General features: G+C 70.8%; 12 protein-coding genes. 6 read left to right on the top strand and 6 right to left on the bottom strand.

From position 1 onward, the window contains the following. Positions 1-19 precede the first annotated feature (19 nt). Positions 20-1,510: an MFS transporter gene (locus HG543_RS28135; RefSeq protein WP_246357356.1), complete on the top strand. Its 1,491-nt coding sequence runs from the start codon at positions 20-22 to the stop codon at positions 1,508-1,510. A gap of 30 nt (positions 1,511-1,540) precedes the next feature. Here HG543_RS28135 and HG543_RS28140 read toward each other — a convergent pair whose 3' ends face one another. Beyond that, a complete protein-coding gene (locus HG543_RS28140; protein WP_169347969.1) occupies positions 1,541-1,891 on the bottom strand; it encodes a hypothetical protein in 351 nt (116 codons plus the stop codon). Between the two features lie 727 nt (positions 1,892-2,618). On the opposite strand from HG543_RS28140, the gene HG543_RS28145 reads away from it, so the two are divergent. The 4 genes from HG543_RS28145 to HG543_RS28160 all read left to right on the top strand — a co-directional run bounded on the left by HG543_RS28145 (position 2,619) and on the right by HG543_RS28160 (position 8,233). Continuing rightward, complete coding sequence (locus tag HG543_RS28145; RefSeq protein WP_171818130.1) at positions 2,619-4,607, top strand: patatin-like phospholipase family protein; 1,989 nt, start codon at positions 2,619-2,621, stop codon at positions 4,605-4,607. A gap of 134 nt (positions 4,608-4,741) precedes the next feature. Beyond that, entirely contained in the window at positions 4,742-6,550 is a 1,809-nt protein-coding gene (locus tag HG543_RS28150) for a metallophosphoesterase family protein (protein ID WP_246357357.1), read from the top strand. A gap of 12 nt (positions 6,551-6,562) precedes the next feature. Next, positions 6,563-7,258, top strand: coding sequence for a hypothetical protein (locus tag HG543_RS28155; RefSeq protein ID WP_169347970.1), 696 nt, complete (start codon positions 6,563-6,565; stop codon positions 7,256-7,258). A 12-nt stretch (positions 7,259-7,270) separates the two neighbouring features. Beyond that, positions 7,271-8,233 (top strand): hypothetical protein, encoded by a 963-nt coding sequence (locus HG543_RS28160; protein ID WP_169347971.1) that lies wholly within the window; start codon positions 7,271-7,273, stop codon positions 8,231-8,233. 897 nt (positions 8,234-9,130) lie between these two features. Here the strand turns inward: HG543_RS28160 and HG543_RS28165 are convergent. The 5 genes from HG543_RS28165 to HG543_RS28185 all read right to left on the bottom strand — a co-directional run bounded on the left by HG543_RS28165 (position 9,131) and on the right by HG543_RS28185 (position 15,492). Next, complete coding sequence (locus HG543_RS28165; RefSeq protein WP_169347972.1) at positions 9,131-10,123, bottom strand: DUF4382 domain-containing protein; 993 nt, start codon at positions 10,121-10,123, stop codon at positions 9,131-9,133. Between the two features lie 143 nt (positions 10,124-10,266). After that, a complete protein-coding gene (locus tag HG543_RS28170) occupies positions 10,267-10,698 on the bottom strand; it encodes a DUF5666 domain-containing protein (RefSeq protein WP_169347973.1) in 432 nt (143 codons plus the stop codon). A gap of 20 nt (positions 10,699-10,718) precedes the next feature. Then, a complete protein-coding gene (locus HG543_RS28175; RefSeq protein ID WP_169347974.1) occupies positions 10,719-12,599 on the bottom strand; it encodes a DUF6311 domain-containing protein in 1,881 nt (626 codons plus the stop codon). 116 nt (positions 12,600-12,715) lie between these two features. Next, a complete protein-coding gene (locus tag HG543_RS28180) occupies positions 12,716-13,960 on the bottom strand; it encodes a hypothetical protein (RefSeq protein WP_169347975.1) in 1,245 nt (414 codons plus the stop codon). Between the two features lie 149 nt (positions 13,961-14,109). Then, positions 14,110-15,492, bottom strand: a complete 1,383-nt coding sequence (locus tag HG543_RS28185; RefSeq protein ID WP_169347976.1) for a sigma 54-interacting transcriptional regulator — start codon at positions 15,490-15,492, stop codon at positions 14,110-14,112. A gap of 174 nt (positions 15,493-15,666) precedes the next feature. On the opposite strand from HG543_RS28185, the gene HG543_RS28190 reads away from it, so the two are divergent. Beyond that, on the top strand, positions 15,667-16,939 hold a 1,273-nt coding region (locus HG543_RS28190; RefSeq protein ID WP_246357358.1), incomplete at its 3' end, for a serine/threonine protein kinase.

Below are 16,939 nucleotides of genomic sequence, written 5' to 3' on the forward strand. Positions count from 1 at the left end.
TCAGAAGAAATGGTTGGTGATGGCCGTTGTTTCCGTCGCGCTGCTGCTCATCGTCATCGACATGACGGTGCTGTACACCGCGCTGCCCGTGATGACCCACGAGCTGGGTGCGTCGGCCTCCGCCAAGCTGTGGATCATCAATGCCTATACCCTGGTCGTGTCGGGGCTCCTGCTCGGCATGGGCACGCTGGGAGATCGGCTCGGCCACAAGCGGCTGTTCCTCGCCGGGTTGGTGGTGTTTGGAGGTGCCTCGGCGTGCGCTGCCTTCTCGCCATCCGCTGCCGCGCTGATCGCATCGCGCGCGGCGCTGGGCGTGGGCGCGGCGATGATGATGCCGGCCACCCTGTCCATCATCCGCATCACCTTCACCCATGACCGCGAGCGAGCCCTGGCCATTGGCATCTGGGCCGCCGTCGCATCGGGCGGCGCGGCCCTGGGGCCCGTGCTGGGCGGGCTGCTGCTCGCGCGCTTCTGGTGGGGCTCGGTGTTCCTGGTCAACGTGCCCATCGTGCTGCTGACGCTGCCGTGCGCCTGGAAGCTGATTCCCGCGAGCCGCGGCGAGGCCTCGCGCCCCTGGGATCTGGCCGGCTCGATGCAGGTGATGCTGGGACTGGCCGGCGTGGTCTATGCCATCAAGGAATGCGGCAAACGCGCTCCGTCGTGGACCACGGCCCTGCTGACGTTCGGCGTCGGTGCGGCCTTCCTCGCGATGTTCGCGCGCCGGCAGCGCCGAAGCGCCCATCCGCTGGTCGACTTCACGCTGTTCCGCCAGCCCACCTTCGCCGCGGCGGTGGCGGCGGCGGTCATCTCCTCGGCGGCCCTGGTGGGCCTGCAGTTGGTGTTCAGCCAGCGGCTGCAGCTGGTGCTCGGCCTGTCACCGCTGCAGGCGGGGTTGTTCACGGTGCCGCTCCCCCTGGCTTCGTTCGTCGCTGGACCGTTGACGGGGCGCATCCTGGCTCGGGTGGGAGACGCCCGTGTCATGGCGACCGCCTTGCTCTGCGCCGGCCTGGGCATGGGCGGCTACCTGCTGGCGCACGATGCTCCCGTCGTCCTCCAGGTCGCGAGCCTGCTCGTGCTGGGCGCCGGTATCGGAGCGACCATGACGGCGGCCTCCAGCACCATCATGCACCGGGCGCCACTCGAGCGTGCCGGCATGGCGGCGTCCATCGAAGAGGTGTCCTACGAGCTGGGCGGTGCGCTCGGGGTGACGGTGATGGGCAGCATCCTCTCCGCGGTCTACACGGCGTCGCTCACCGTTCCAGCGGAGCTGGCCCTGCCGTCCGTGGTCCGGGACAGCCTCGACGAGGCGTTGCTCGTCGCCGAGGGGCTGCCGTCAGCGTCGGGCTTGCTCATCCGCACGCTCGCCCGGGCGGCCTTCGATAGCGCGTTCGTGGCCGTGCTGGCGACGGCCACAGGCCTGCTGCTGGCGGCGGCGGCGTGGGTGTGGCGCTGCGACCGGCGCGAAACCGTTCGCCAAGGTGTCCATGGGCTCGAAGCCCACCGGCCGTGAGCGGGAAGGCGGCGGGATGCACTCGCTGCGTCAGGAGAAGCGGGCCATGAAGGCCGCGAGGAGCGGGCCTCCCGCGCGGGCCTCGGCGGCGGACTTCGGACCGCCCTCCGTGAGCTGGGAGCCGAGCTCCTCCAGGGCCGGCTTCATGGCCTCGAAAGCGGTGGTCGCGTCCGCGGCGTTGTCGAAGAAGCGGTGGTGGAGCAGCCAGCCCGTCACGGAGCAGGTGATGGCGTGGAACGAGCGGGAGTCGTCCACCTCGTACGTGAGGCGCACCTGCCCGGCGAGATCCTCGTCACGCGCGATGGTGCCTCCCTGTGAGCCCATCCACCCGATGGAGCCGCCGTCCTCGTAGGGCTTCCAGCCCGCGTCCCGCTGACTCACCGGTCCACCTTCCGCGCAAGGGTTCGGCGCATCATGGTCTCCTCGATGCGAGTGCGTAAATGACGAGCGAACGAGCGTGAACGCCCCTGAACGCACGGAGCCGTGCGTGAGGCGCGTACCGGGCACCCGGGCTTGCGCCTCACGTCGGGCCTCCCCACGTTTGGAACAGGTTCCCCTGGCTGACGCCGTGCCGCCGGAGGGGGTAGGCCGACGGTGCTGAAGTCCAACCGTGCCGGGCCTGGTCGAGTCGAGACGGGGGCCCCGCGTCATGCCAGCCGAACCGCCCATCCCTCCACATGCGGAGAACGCTCCTTCGCCCGGCTCCAAGCGAGATGAGCCGCCGCTCCGCTCCGTGTCTGTCCGCCAGTCCGGGGAAATGAGCAAGGGACCTGACGTCGAGGCTGCCCCGGTCTGCTTCGCTCCCTCTCGTGAATCCGAGGGGACCGCGGTGAGTCGGGGCATCGATGAAGCGTCGCTTCGCTTCGACTCTGGCGATGCAGCCCAAGGGACGAGCAGGGGCCGGGTGATTCGGGAGGCCTGGCTCGCTCGACTGTCACCGCTCGCGGTGGGGCTGGCGACGGGGCATCTGCTTGGTGGCGTGCTGGCGCTGGGCTCACTCGCGATCCGTCGGCGCTCTCGGAGCGATGAAGCCTCGCGACGACTGGAGCCCGGAGCGGTCTCGCGGTCGGTGAGGGGAGGTGGCGGCTCGCAGCCTTCGCTGGTCCAGATGCGAGAGATGATCGGCGCTCGGGCAGGTACGACGCGCGACGCGCAGCCCATGGCCGCCAGCGTGGAGCAGGCGCCTCCGACGGGCACGGCGCACGATGCGAGGCCTGGAAGGGGAAAGAAGCCGCTCACGGGCGGGACGCATGAGGCGGCACCCAAGCCCGTCAGCGCGAAGCAACAACATCGGGCGCGCCCGCCGAAGCCCACTCGGGAGACAACGCCTCGAACAGGCACGGTGCTCAAGGCGTTGTCGAAGCTCGTCAGGCGCGGAGATGAGACGGACGCGGCGGCTTCCGGTGGCGAGGGCACACGGAAGCGCCTCTCGGCCAAGGCGCTGAATCAGGAGGCAAAGAGCACCGGCAAGCGCGAGCGCGGGCGGAAGGCTCGCACCTCGGTCCAGCGCGCGGCTCCACTCAAGACGGTGAAGAGCAGGGACGGACGGAAGCGCTCGCTCGTCCTGGCCGGCGGTGGCGGCATGCGCGCGGCCTGGCAGGCGGGAGCACTTCGCGCTCTCATCGACGCGGGCATCGTCTTCCAGCATGCCGACGCCACGTCGAGCGGCATCCTCAACCTCGCCATGTGGCTGTCCGGCCTGTCGCCCGACGAGTTGTGTGCCCGATGGCGGACGTTGCCCGTGCGGGACTTCCTCTCCTTCGCCGCACCTCGCCAGTCGCTGGACCTGCTGGACGTGGAGGCCCTGGGAGACGCGGAGCGGCTCGTGCACCGCGTCCTGCCGCACCTCGGCGTGGACCCGTCCGCCATCCGCGCGAGCATGCTCCTGGATGGCACCTTCAACGTCTGTGACTTCGCCCGCAAGGTGACCGAGACCGTCCCGCACACCCGCGTGGACCTGGACCTGCTCGTGGCCGGACTCTCGCCCCCCGTCCTCATGCCTCCCGTGAACCGGGACGGCACGCTCTACACGGATGCCCTATGGAGCCAGCATGACAACCTGATGGAGGCCGTGCGTCGGGGCGCGGACGTCATCTGGGTGCTGTGGTGCATCGGCAACACGCCTGCCTATGGACGCGGCCTCCTCACGCAGTACTCCCACCTCGCCGAGCTGAGTGCCAACGGCGCGCTCTTCGCGGAGCTCGACCGCCTCCGTGAAATCAACGAGCGCATCCTCGCCGGCGAGAAGGTCATGGGCCACGAGCGCCCCATCGCCGTCCACCTCGTGAAGCCCGAGCGCCCGCTGCCGCTCGACACCGACGTCTACGACGGGCACGTCACCGCCGCCTCGCTCATCGACATGGGCTACTCGGATGCGTGGCGCTACCTCGACGTGCGCGGCGAGCAGGGCCTGCCGCTCACTCCGGAAATCACCCTCACCACCGAGCCCCGTCCCGACCTGACCTTCCGCGAGTCCCTCACCGGCCCCTTCACCCTGGGCCCCACGGACCCGATGGCTGGCGCACTCGACCCACGGGCCCGGCCGCTCACCCTCCACCTCACCATCAGCGTGGCGGACATGGACGCCTTCGTGACGGACATCCGTCACTCCGCCCGGCTGGTGGCGCGGCTCGACTTCGCACCCTTCGGCATGGACATCCCGGTGCGCCAGGGCAGCTTCAACATCTTCCATTCCCAGGACGACCCGCGCACGCGACGGATGACCTATGGCCTGCGCTTCGCTCACGACGGACGCGAGTACTTCCTGGAGGGCACGCGCACCATCCCCGCCGCCCACGGGGCCCGGCTGTGGAAGGACACCACCCGGCTCTTCTGCCAGCTCCACGAAGGCCGCGATGCGCGCGGCCCCGTGGTGGGCGCTGGCGTCCTCACGCTCGGCGCGCGGCAGATCCTCCAACTCATTTCCAGCATGCACCCGGCACGGCGCGGCGCCGCGGGGCTCACCGCCATGGCTCGCTTCGGGCGGTTCTTCCTCGGTCCGCTCTGGGAGCGCTATGCGCCGCTCGCCCGGGCGCACCCCGGAGCCGTCGAGCCAACGACTCCCGTGAAGCAGCGGGCCGGCGCGCCCTTGGTGTGACGGAGGGGGAAGCGAGCCAGCGCGGACCTCACGGAAGCGAGCCACGGCCTCTCTCTGGTGAGGGGAAGCCCGAGCAGGGCGCCGGAGTCGAGCCGGCGAAGCAGCGGGCGAGCTGGATTCCTGGAGGTGATGCCATGTCCGAGCCTCTGACATCCGATGTCCTCGCGGTGCCCGGCAGGAGCGAAGCACCCCGTCGGTCCGCGCCACCCGGACGTCGCATGGTCTCCTGGTACGACCCGAGCGTCCTCGCGAAGACGGGCCTCAAGGCGCTCCTGTCGAGCACCATCGGCAAGCAGGCCGACCGGCGGTTGCTGGACGCGGTGGCCTCGCCGCAACCGCTCTTCTTCGACTTCTCCGTGGACGACGCCGGGCGTCCCCGCGACGAGCTGTGGCTCGACTACGTGTCAGACCTCGGTGACGGCTGGGACAGCACCTATGCCGTGGCGCTCGCGGTGGCGCAGCAGGAGCTGGTGCTGAAGGAGCCGTCCGGTGTCACGCACGCGACGCGGGCCGGCGAGGTGCTCGTCTTCGGCGGCGACGCGGTGTACCCCACCGCGAGCCTGGACGAGTATCAAGCCCGCACCGTGCGCCCCTACGAGGCCGCGCTGCGCCATGGCCGCGCGCCCCCGCACCTGTTCGCCGTGCCCGGCAACCATGACTGGTACGACGGGCTGGTGTCCTTCCTGCGCCTGTTCTGCCAGGGCCGGCAGTCCAAGGCGTGGCGCACGCACCAGCGGCGCAGCTACTTCGCGCTCAAGCTGCCTCGCGGCTGGTGGCTGCTGGGAACGGACATGCAGCTCGAATCGGACCTGGACGCCGCGCAGGTGACGTTCTTCGAGAACGTCGCGGAGCAGATGGGCGACGGGGACCGCGTCATCCTCTGCAACGCGGAGCCCGCGTGGATCTACCAGCAGGTGAAGCCCGTCGCCGGGCGCGCCTTCCTGGACAACAACCTCGACTTCCTCCAGGACATGGTGCTCGGCAAGAAGGTGAGCGTCTTCCTCGCGGGAGACCTGCATCACTACCGGCGCCACGAGAACGCGGAGGGTCAGCAGAAGATCGTCGCGGGCGGCGGCGGCGCCTTCCTCCATCCCACCCACCTGCCACGCGTGGACTCGCGTCCAGGAGGGTTCGAGCTGAAGGAGAGCTACCCCCGCACCGAGGTGTCCCGGCGCATCACCTGGCGCAACCTCGGGTTCGTCGCCCACAACCCCTGGTTCGGCGTGTTCATGGGCTTCGTCTATGCGCTGCTCGGCTGGGGGCTCGCGGCGGACCTGAATGCCACCGGGACGTCCCACACCCTGGGCTCGGTGCTGGCGGGCGCCATCGAGAACACCGGCTCCATGTTGATGGGCGCGGTGCTGCTGCTGGGCATGTACGGCTTCGCCGACACGCGGCGCGGAAGTGGGTGGCGGCGGGGCGCGGGCATCCTCCATGGCGCCGTCCACCTCGTGGCCGCGCTGCTGCTCACCTGGGCCGCGTCCGCCCTGGCCGGAAGGCTGGTGGGCCCCAACGATTCCCTGGGCCGCGACGTTGCCAGCGGCCTGCTGCTGTTCGTCAGCGGATTCCTGGTGGGGCCCACATTGATGGGCGCCTACCTGGTCGTCTCGCTCAACGTCTTTGGTTGCCACCCCAACGAGGCCTTCTCGTCACTGGCCATCCCCGACTGGAAGAACTTCCTGCGGCTGAGAATCGACAGGGAAGGGCGGCTGACCGTCTATCCGGTGGGAATCCGTCGCGTGCCGCGGGCCTGGAAGCCCGGGGAGACGGTGCGCGAGCCGGAGTGGGTGGCTGACCCGAAGGACACCCGGGCCACACCTCCGGAATTGATAGAGCCCCCCATCGTCCTGGGAGCGACGAAGACCCCACCCGGGGAGGTAGGGAAGGAGCGCAGACAACAATCCCAAACGCGGACGTTTGTGCCGGAGGACGCAACGTCCTAACCTCCCGTTTCCATGAAGGCGATTCTCGTCTCCCTGTTCCTCCTGGGCGCGGCGCCGGACGGCAACGCCCCCGCTCTTCCGCCTGAGGCGCTCGCCGCGCCTCCCGTCGCGGACGACTCTCCCACCGCGTGGGCGTGCACCATCGACACCCTGCGCGCGGGCAAGGAGTGCGTCTTCGAGGCCGACCTGTCCTCCGGCGGCCCCAGCGAGAGCCAGGACACGGCCAACAAGAAGACCCTCCAGGAAGCCGCCCGGGCGCTGTGCTCGGAAGCGGTGGGCAACATCCGTGAGGGCCGGCCGGACGCGACGCTCACCACCCTGTGCGAGCGGCGCTTCACCACCGCCGTGGACCAGTGCGGCCTGGACGGCACCGCGTCCGTCATCGACGCCAAGGGGCGCTTCGCTCCAGGGGCTCGCGCCTGCTATCGCGCCCTGTCCAGCGTGCTGCAGGAGGTGCAGCTCATGGCCACGGTGGCGTCTCCGTGCTGCGAGTGCGCGGCCCGCGCGGGCTGCCCCGGCACTGGTGACCGCTGCTACGCCGACGTCTCGCAGCAGGCCTCGTCTCCCGCCGCGCTCGCGTGCATGAACGACCGCTGCTCGGACGCGTGCTCCATCGTGCTTCCGTCCGCTTCGTCCGGCTCGCGGTCCGCGCCCTCGGCGCGCGAGCGCAACACGTCCTCCGCCAGCTCCGGCTCCGCCTCGCTCTAGGAGTCACCTCCCATGCTCCGTCATTCCTGGATGCTTCCCACCTGGGCCTTGCTGGGCTCGCTCGCCGCCGGCTGTGGCGCGTCGCACTCGCACGTGACGTGGACGGAGGAGCCGCCCCGCCGCGAGGAGGCCGCCGTCGCGAAGAAGTCCGCCGCCGAGGAGCCGCATCCGCCCAGCGCCCTGCAGGACCCGAAGGCCTTCGCGGCCCGCTATCCCAACCCCGCGCTGTGCGAGGCCGCCGCGCGCCGGCTCCAGGGCCAGTCGCGTGAGGAGGGCTGGGCCGGGCTCAAGGCGTGCATCGAGTACACGCCCTTCACCCAGCTCAAGGCGCTGCTGGGCCGCGCCTGGGCGGAGGACCTGCGCGTGCGTCCCGAGGGCGCATCGCTCATCGCGCGCGTGGTGGCCCAGCGCGGCGGCAGCGTCTCCGGCGAGCTGCAGGCGCTCCAGCAGCAGCGCATCCCCATCTTCTCGCTGTCTTCCGCCATGGACCGGCCGGACACGTACAAGGGCCGCTACGTGCTGCTGCGCGCCCAGGTCGCCGACCAGCGCACGGAGGGCGAGCGCCCCACGGTGTGGCTCGTGGAGCACAGCCTCAGCTCCGTCGAGACGAACGCGCCGGTGGGTTACGGCGAGCGCTCCGATACGCTGTCTTCCTACTCCGGTGACCTGGACGGGCAGACGCAGTTCACCGGCCCCGGGCGCATCGGCGGCACGGTGACGAATCGCCAGCGCACGGACCGGGTCGCGACGCGGCGGCACTTCGACAACATCTCCGACGAGACGGGGCGCGAGGCGCTGGGACGGCTGCCTCAAGCGGACCCGTTCCTGGAGACGCGCCGCGACTACGTCATCCTCGCGCGCTTCGACGGCATGCGCATGATGTCCGGCGGCGCCGACACCGAGGAAGAGGCGCCCCGCATCCCGGTGCTGACCATCGTCAGCTACCACCCGCCGCATCCGCTCGTCGTCTACTGAGTCGGGTTGCTTCGGTCACCGCCGCCCGCCGATAGAGCAGGGCGGCGGTGATTGTCGTCCGCGCTCCTTCGCATTCCGCTCGTCGAGGGCACATCCAGGACGCGGGATGCATCCGGTGGCGACGACTCCTCGCTCCTGAATGAAGCAGGAAGGGGCATCGGCCAGCTCCCAATCCGCGGAACGGAACCTCCATTCCGAGAGGGCCTGCTGGACCACAGGCCGCCCCGGCCGGAACGGAACCTCCATTCCACAGGCACGGTGGCGGTGAATCTCTCCGTGCACGCTCGCTGCGTCGGCTCGGTTTGCATGAGCCTGGAATGCGCGGGCATCGCCGCACGCCAGCAGGGCAGGGTGGCACTTCTCCGCGAATGCTCGCCATGCGGGCCCGGTATGCGTGAGCCCGGCTCGCACTCCCACCGCCGCGCGCCGGTTCGGTCTGGCGGCCTGTGCGCGCGTGGCCGGCGCGGAAGGTGCGCAGAGCGGTACCGGCTTCCACTTCTATCTCGCGTGAGCCCGCACCCCGCACCCAATGCCGTACGTGATTGCTGACGGGCAGGAAGACACGACGAAGCTTGAATGCGCCTGCATTCGCCTCCGCAGCCACCCGTGCCCCGCGGGCCGGCGCACGCGGAATGGAGCTTCCGTTCCAGCTGGCGGAGGCCGCCCCTGACGCGGTTGGGGTAGTCCCTGGCGGAATGGAACTTCCGTTCCGGGCAAGGCCCGGGAGCTGGCCTGCGCGTGTCGGTGGCTCCCAGCATGGGGCCGTGGACTCGCGAGGGTCGCGTCCGCGCTGGCCTGCGCGTGCGAGCAAAAAAACGAGGCGCCGGGGAGCACGCCCCGACGCCTCGCCCGGGTCGGCCCCGCGCCGACCCAACTGCACCTGTTACGCGCCTCGCGCTACTGCTGCTCCGCCTGCGCGCTGATGAGCGTGAAGGCCTGCGTGATGTCCTTGCCGGAGCCCAGCTCCACCGTCACCGGACCGGCCGGCGACGTGGTGAAGGTGATGCCGGCGGGGCCCGCGATGCTGAGAGAGAACGTGCCCGGGATGAGGAACTTGAAGCTCGCCTCGAAGGTGCCGTCGCCGTTGGTATCGGCCAGCACCAGCTCCTCACGGCTGCCCGCGGCGTTGATCATCACCGCGCGGAAGTCCGCGAGCGTCACCTGATGGTCGTCCACCGTCGGCAGCGTCACGCCGCCATCCTTCGTCAGCGTCACGTTGATGCTGCCCGAAGCAGTCACCTCGGCGGCCTTGATGACCGGGCGCATCACCCAGCGGCCCGAGTTGCCGGCCTCCTTGCCGAAGCTCTGCGCCACGTCGAAGTCCACCAGGAGGATCTTCTGCTCACCCTCGATGGAGAGCTTCTCGCTGAACTTCACCTTCAGGCCCGAGGAGCCGAAGCTCGGCATGTGCAGGCGGCCGTCCACCCGCGCACCCTCGGGCAGCCCGGCGTAGTCGTCGGAGGACGCGAAGAGGGTCGTGGAGTCGTCCGCGTTCTTCACCTCGATGTAGCCGCCGGTGATGACGAAGCGGATCTCCGAGTAGTCACCGTTGGGGACCACCGCCTCGGACACCAGCTCCGAGGTCTTGTTGGCCAGCTCCAGCAGGCTCACCGTGACGGGCTCGTCGAGCAGCACCACGCGGCCGCCCTTGTCGTCACCGCCGGCCTTGCCGATGTCGCCGCCGTTGTCGTCGTCGTTGTCGTCGCCGTCGTCGTCACCCTTGAGGTAGATCTCCGAGATGGTGACGACGGCGGTCTTGAGGTTGTCGCCCGGAGCATCCGTCATCAGCACGGTGACCTTGCCCTCACCGCCGCCACAGCCCATCAGGGGCAGCAGGGCAACGGTCAGCAGGGCAGCGAAGCTCGAGCGAAGGCGTGAAATCAGCGGCATACGGTCAGTGACTCCAGCAGGGGCTCCGTCACTCCCGGAGCCTTTCGGCTGCTAGAGACCCGCCCGTGAAATGAACGGCCACGCCGTTTCACGCCCGAAACCGGAGACCTGCCTGGTTCAGCGTGACTGAAGAAATCCAGATGCTATTTCTGCTCGGTACCGGACGGCGCCGGAGCATCCCGGGATGGGGTCCCTGCATAGAGCTCCACCTGGTCCGCGACGAACTGGCCGTCCTTCTCGTCGTAGGTGGTGCGGATCTGCGCGCCCTCGCGGAGCTGACCGCGGGTGACGGGCTGACCCTCGCTCATGAAGCGCGTGTCCTGCTCCACGCGGAACGGGCGCTCGATGCCGTTATCGTCGCGGACGGTGAAGCTGTTGCCGCTCAGCGAGGTGATGGTGCCGAAGAACTCCTGCTCGGCGAGGTCCTCTCCGCCGATGGCTCCCTGGCTCTCGGAGACGGCTTCCTGCTTCGCCTGGCGCTCATCACCGAGCCGGCCGCTCTCGGTCTGCACGCTGTCCTTGCACGCGGTCATCCCCAGGCCCGCGGCCACCAACACCCACGTCCACTGGCGCATGTACGCACCTCCCCGTTCCCCTAAAGATGGGGCGCGGGCAGGCGGGCACAACCGGGACGCATTCCGGCATCCGCAGTCCTGCCCGATTCCATGGCAGGCAGGGCACCATCGCAGCGGGGCGAGACGGCGGGAGCGGCATGGGACTCGGGCAGGGAGGGGGCCGTGCGTCGCGCTTTCCCGGTCGCCCATGCATCCGGTAGCGCGAGCTTCTCGCCCGAGTCCCGCAGGCGCCAGGTGGCGTAACCGAACGCGCCCGGCTCCGCGTAGAAGGCGTCCAGCTCCGGGTCGCCCCGGAAGAGCGGGTCCTCGCGCAGCCGGCCGTCGAGGAGGACCAGGTCGATGCGCTGGCGGCGCAGGTAGTCGGTGAGGGACTCCTCCGCTCGCTTCGTCCACGGGGGCACGCGGCGGAACGGCGCGCCCAGGTACACGGACACGCCGCCTTGCGCGTCCAGCACGTTGACGGTGTCCCCGGCCCGGATGCGCGCCTCCAGCCCGAGTGCGCGGAGTTCCCGCACCCGCTGCAGCTGCGGCCTCACCACCCGGGAGGGCCCACCCTGACGGGCCACGAGGTCCGGTACCGCCAGCACCAGCACGCACGCCAGCGCCGAGGACAGCCCCAGGGCACCGGGCCCGGTGGCGAGCCGCTCAGCGAGGCGCCCACCCCCGCGCGTCACCGCCGAGGCCAGCGCCGCCAGCACGCCCAGGCCCAGCAGCCCCTGGTGCACGAGGTAGTGCTGCCGGGGCTGGATGAGCATCACGGACGCCGCCACGGGCAGCAGCACCGCGCACGTCGCGACGAGCACGCGCACCACCCGGGGGCGCCGCAGGGCCCGGCCGAGCCGACGCCCATTCGCCACCAGCGTCCCCAGCGGGAGTCCCACCGCCAGCGCGAGCAACAGCAGGTGGCCCCATTCCTCCCGCTTCCAGGGGCCGCTCCCGGACAGTGGCGAGGTGCCGCCAGGGCCCGCGGCGAACATCTTCAGCGACTCCCTCGGGTAGCGCCCCAGGTTCTGTCCCACGTGCGTGAGCACCGCCCCCGGGTTGGCGCGCGCGGCCTCGCCCAGGGTGTCCACGCCGTCGCCGAACACCTCGCGGATGACGGTGCCGCACTCGCTCCACGGGTTCACCGGGAAGCCCGTGCGCTTCACGTGGTTGTCCGCGAAGTGCTGGCAGAACGCGTAGAAGCGCCGGTTGCTGGTGTTGCCGAATGGGTTGCCCATCACCTCCATCAGCGCCAGCGCCGCGAGCCCGTACGCCGCCCCCGCGCCCACGGCCCGGGGCCACCGCGAGCGCTCCTTCCACACGCCGCGCGCGAGCAGTCCGGCGAGCAGCGCGGACATGAGCAGGAACGACAGGAAGTGTTCGGGACGCGCGAACGAGGCGACGAGCAGGCCCAGCCCCACGAGCGCGCTCGCGGCCACGGCGGAGCGGACCCGTGACGCGGCGATGAGCGACAGCAGGATGACGAGGAACGCGAGCAGGGTGGGGCGCGGCAGGACGTGCGGCGCCATGGACAGCAGGTACGCCGCCGCCCCGGCCAGGGCGAGCCACGGCCGTGCGCCCACTCGCCGGAGGAAGACGTAGCCCGCCACGGTGGTGAGGAGGATGAGCAGCCGGGCGTTGCCGTAGAAGAGGTCCACCGGGTCCGGCCACACGCGCGCCAGCACGAGGTACCAGACCGAGTACAGCGGTCCCCACTCCGGATCCGGCAGCCCGCGCACCGGCAGCAATTGCGCGCGGTGGAGGTAGTCCGCCTCGTCCCACAGGCCCAGGTCGAGCACGCCCTCGACGCCGCGCCCCAGCTTCACGCACGCCAGCACGAGCGCGGCGAGGCAGATGGCCTCCACGAGGAGGGACGGAAGCCGCTGCTGCGCGGGAGAGGGGCGGAGTGGGGCGTCCACGGGCTCACGGGGGAAGAGACGTGTGACGTCCCATGGCTACCAGAGCGCGGAAGAGCGGATCCACGCGGTGGGCATGAAGTGACGGGCAGCGGACACGAACAGCCGGCGGGCCCGGCTCAGGGGGCCTCCCTTTCGACGAAGGGCAGCACCGGCGAGGTGAACAGCACGTCACGCGGCACCACCGCCGACGGCTCCACGTGGGCCTCCACCGCCGCCCGCGAGTCCAGCCACCGGCACGTCTGGGGAAAGCCCACGAGGTCCTTGAAACACTCCGGGTTGAGCGCCACGCGCAGCACGTGGTCCTTCGCCTCGGCCAGGTGCTCCACCGTCGGGTGGGCATCCACCACCGTGACGCCACGCTCGCGCAGGGCCTGCTTGAGCATTCTCATCTCGGACGGAATGAATGGGCCCGCCCCCGGGGGCAGCAGCACGAGGTACGGACGCGTCAGCGCCTCGGCGCCCGGCATGTCGGGCGCGGGCCTGCCGCTGGCGCCCAGCACCGCGGGCAGTCCCAGGGAGACGGCCTCCCCGCGCGCATCCCGGGTGGCGAAGAGGTAGAGGGGCACCTCCGTCACCGCGCCGTGGCGCCTGGCAGAGGTGTTCCAGGTGAAGCCTCCCGCGCCGAAGTCGAGGTACGTCACGCGCCGGCCTCGCAGCCACACCTCGCCCGTCCTCGGGGTGGCCACCGCGTCACCGGAGAGGGGCCGGACCGGGGTGCCGCCCTCGGTCGCCACGGGGGCCACGTCCGCCGGCGCGAGCGGCGCGAGCAGCCCGCCGCCCCGGAACATGAGCAGTCGCGCGGCGAAGAGGTCCACGACGCTCGTGTAGCGGTCCGGAGGCGTGCCCTCCGGGACGACGACGTAGGTCTTCTCCCAGAAGGGACTGTAGAAGACGCTGTCCTCGCCGATGTCCACCAGCGGCAGCGCGCCCTCCAGCCGGTGCGCCTCCGGGTGGGCCGCGTCGTACGCGGTGACGAGCACGTACCAGGGCTGCACCCAGACCTCCGGCATGTGCTCCCAGACCTCCAGCACGGCGAAGGCCACGGGCCTCCCTTCGCGGAAGGCGGGGAGGACGTTGAAGCCGTCCCGCCCCTCGGCCTGCACGCGCTCCAGGCGGTGGTAGGGCGGTGACCATTGCGGCAGCGGCCGCCCGCGCGGAGTGAGCCACTCGGTCGCGGCGGTGCCCCCGGGGAGCGCGCGTCCGGCGATGGCCCGCTCGCGCAATTGCCGCAACGTCCAGATGCGCGGCGCCACGCCCACCGGAGCGTCAGCGTCTTCCCGCGACCCACACCCGGTGGACGGGAGCGCGGCGAGCAGGGACAGCACCGCGAGCAGCAAGCATTGGGAGGGGCGGGGAAGCATGGCAGCCCCCGAACGCTGCGCACGTCCGGTGCGGCCACAAGGCGCACAGCCCTGGCGTCCGTCCCCAGGGCTTCAGGCAGCCAACGCGGTCATCGCGACCGCGCGGGCCGAGCCTCCCGGCGGTCGCAGGGGAGTGGAGGCTGGCGGACTCAGGACGAGGACGCGTCGAGGCCGTGCTTGCGCAGCAGCTTGCGCAGGTACACGCGGTCGATGCCGGCCTCTCGCGAGGCGCGGGACACGTTGCCTTCGCAGCGCTCCAGGAGGGTGCGGAGGTAGTCCCGCTCGAAACCCTCGATGAGCCGCTCCTTGGCCTCCTTGAAGGGGAGGTCCAGGGCCATGGGCACCGTGTTCTCGTCGTCGTCCGGCGCGGCGCCCCGGACCTGGAGGGGCACGTCGGGGATGTCCGGCAGCGCCTCCTCGCCCAGGTTCACCACGCGGTCCACGACGTTGCGCAATTCGCGCACGTTGCCGGGCCACGGGTACTGGGCCAGCAGCGCGCGCGTCTGGTCCGACAGGGCGCTGGGCGGACGGCCCATGCGCGACAGCACGGTGTCGATGAGCAGGGGAATGTCTTCCAGGTGCTCGCGCAGCGGCGGGAGCACGACGCGCAGCACCGCGAGCCGGTGGAACAGGTCTCCCCGGAAGCGGCCGTCCTTCACCGCGCCCTCCAGGTCCTGGTGGGTGGCGGCCACCACGCGCACGTTGACGGTGCGGTAGTCGTTGGCGCCCACCCGCTTCACCTGCCGGCGCTCCAGGGCGCGCAGGAGACGCGGCTGCACCTCCAGCGGAAGCTCGCCCACCTCGTCCAGGAAGAGGGTGCCCCCGTGCGCGCGCTCGAAGGCGCCCGCGCGGTCCGTGTTGGCGCCGGTGAAGGCCCCCTTCACGTGGCCGAACAGCTCGCTCTCCAGCAGCGAGGGGGCGATGCCCGCCAGATCGACGATGACGAAGGGCCCCTTGCTCCGGGAGCTGTGGGAGTGGATGGCCTCCGCGCACAGCTCCTTGCCGGTGCCCGTCTCGCCCTGGATGAGCACGTCCGACTCGCCCGCGGCCAGCCGCTCCAGCAGCGTGAAGACCTCGCGCATGCGCCGGCTGCCGCCCACGAGCCCACCGAAGGAGTCGCGCGTGGACAGGGGCATCGAGCGCGCCTTCTCGCCCTCGGGCACGAGCTTCAGCTCGGTGGTGCCCAGCGTGAGGACCGCGCCCGGGCGGACCTCCAGCTCGGAGAAGCGCATGCCCTCGCAGAACGAGCCGTTGCGCGAGCCCGGGTCCACCGCCCGCACGCCGTCGTCCCGCACCTCCAGGACGAGGTGCTGGCGCGACACGGCCCGGTCCGGCAGCACGATGTCCGCATGCTGCTCGGAGGAGCCGATGCGATGGCTCCCGGGAAATAGCGGATACGTCCTGCCAGCATCCGGACCCGTCAGCACCGCCAGCCGCATGCGGACGCGAGGGGTTCGGATGGCCGGAAGGGCATCGGTGCGGACCAGCTCATCCCCGTCGTCGTCACCCAGACTTGCCACGGCGCGCAACATAGCACGGGGGCCGGCTGGCGCACCGCCTGGGATTTCCAGGGGTTGGGCAAGAAGGTCCTCCTCCTGGAGCAACAGTCACGGTGATGCGGACACACGGCGGCCCACGGCTGGGGGACTTAGCAACTCCCCCGTCAGGGCGGTACGGTAGCGCCCGCCATGGAAAGTGAGCAGGGCATGAAGTTCGGCCGGTACGAGCTCCTGAGCCGTCTCGGTCGGGGGGGAATGGCGGAGACGTGGCGTGCCCGGCTGGTGGGCGCCGCCGGCGTCACCAAGCCCGTGGTCATCAAGAAAGTCCTCTCCGAGTTCGCCAACGACAAGGAATTCATTTCCATGTTCATCAGCGAGGCGCGCATCTCCGCCACGCTGTCCCATGGCAACGTGGCCCAGGTCTTCGACTTCGGTCGCGTGGATGGCGAGTACTTCATCGCCATGGAGTTCGTGGACGGCCAGCCGCTCCACCGCATCCTCAAGCGCGCGCAGCGCTCCGAGCTGCCCTGCCTGCCCACGCCCATCGCGACCTATATCGCCCTGGAGATGTGCCGGGGCCTGCGCTACGCGCACACGCGCAACGACGAGAAGGGCGCGCCGCTGGGCATCGTCCACCGCGACATCTCCCCGGACAACGTCCTCATCAGCTACGAGGGCGACGTCAAGATCGTCGACTTCGGCATCGCCAAGGCCCGCTCGCTGCGCAGCTTCGACACCGCGCCGGGCGTGGTGAAGGGCAAGTACCTCTTCTTCTCACCAGAGCAGGCGCGAGGCGAGGAGGTGGACGCGCGCACCGACGTGTGGGCCACCGGCGTGGTGCTCTTCAACATGCTCTGCGGGCGGCTGCCGCTGGAGGGGCAGGAGCACGTGGTGATTCAACAGCTGAGGGGCGGCTCGCCGATGCCGCGCCCCCGCGACGTGCGGCCGGACCTGCCCGCCCGGCTGAGCGCCATCCTCCAGAAGGCGCTCGCGGTGAAGAAGGAGGAGCGCTTCGAGTCCGCCAACGAACTGGAGAACGCGCTGGCCGGCTTCCTCTACACGGCCGCGCCGCGCTTCTCCTCCATGTCCGTGGCGCACCTGCTGCGCGAGCTGTTCCGCACGGAGCTGACCGCCGAGGGACGCGACGCGAAGGTACCCGCGTCCTTCCTGGAGGAGCTGTCCGTCTGGCGCGCTTCTCCGATACTCCGGCCCACCGAGCCCGCCCGGCTCGTCCCGATGACGGGCGAGCTCCAGACCCAGGAGAGCCCCACCGACGAGCATCCGCCGGGCCCTCCGCGAGCGCCAGTCACCCAGGAGCGCCGCGTCCCGGAGGCCGGGTCCATCACCGATGGCCTCGGCGTGTCGCACGTCCTGGCGGCCGCCGGCATCGTGGCCGTGCTGGTGGGGGGCTGGGTGGCCTTCGACAGGATTGGCGCGGACTGGCGGATGCCCGAGCGGAACACGCCCCCCTCCGGCCCTG

It is taken from the genome of Pyxidicoccus fallax (genome assembly GCF_012933655.1).
Lineage (GTDB): Bacteria > Myxococcota > Myxococcia > Myxococcales > Myxococcaceae > Myxococcus > Myxococcus fallax.

Coding starts and splice junctions, on each gene's coding strand:
- HG543_RS28165 (WP_169347972.1), bottom strand. CDS start 10,123: ATGCCGCTGATTTCACGCCTTCGCTCGAGCTTCGCTGCCCTGCTGACC.
- HG543_RS28145 (WP_171818130.1), top strand. CDS start 2,619: ATGCGAGAGATGATCGGCGCTCGGGCAGGTACGACGCGCGACGCGCAG.
- HG543_RS28155 (WP_169347970.1), top strand. CDS start 6,563: ATGAAGGCGATTCTCGTCTCCCTGTTCCTCCTGGGCGCGGCGCCGGAC.
- HG543_RS28150 (WP_246357357.1), top strand. CDS start 4,742: ATGTCCGAGCCTCTGACATCCGATGTCCTCGCGGTGCCCGGCAGGAGC.
- HG543_RS28185 (WP_169347976.1), bottom strand. CDS start 15,492: ATGTTGCGCGCCGTGGCAAGTCTGGGTGACGACGACGGGGATGAGCTG.
- HG543_RS28180 (WP_169347975.1), bottom strand. CDS start 13,960: ATGCTTCCCCGCCCCTCCCAATGCTTGCTGCTCGCGGTGCTGTCCCTG.
- HG543_RS28170 (WP_169347973.1), bottom strand. CDS start 10,698: ATGCGCCAGTGGACGTGGGTGTTGGTGGCCGCGGGCCTGGGGATGACC.
- HG543_RS28160 (WP_169347971.1), top strand. CDS start 7,271: ATGCTCCGTCATTCCTGGATGCTTCCCACCTGGGCCTTGCTGGGCTCG.
- HG543_RS28135 (WP_246357356.1), top strand. CDS start 20: ATGGCCGTTGTTTCCGTCGCGCTGCTGCTCATCGTCATCGACATGACG.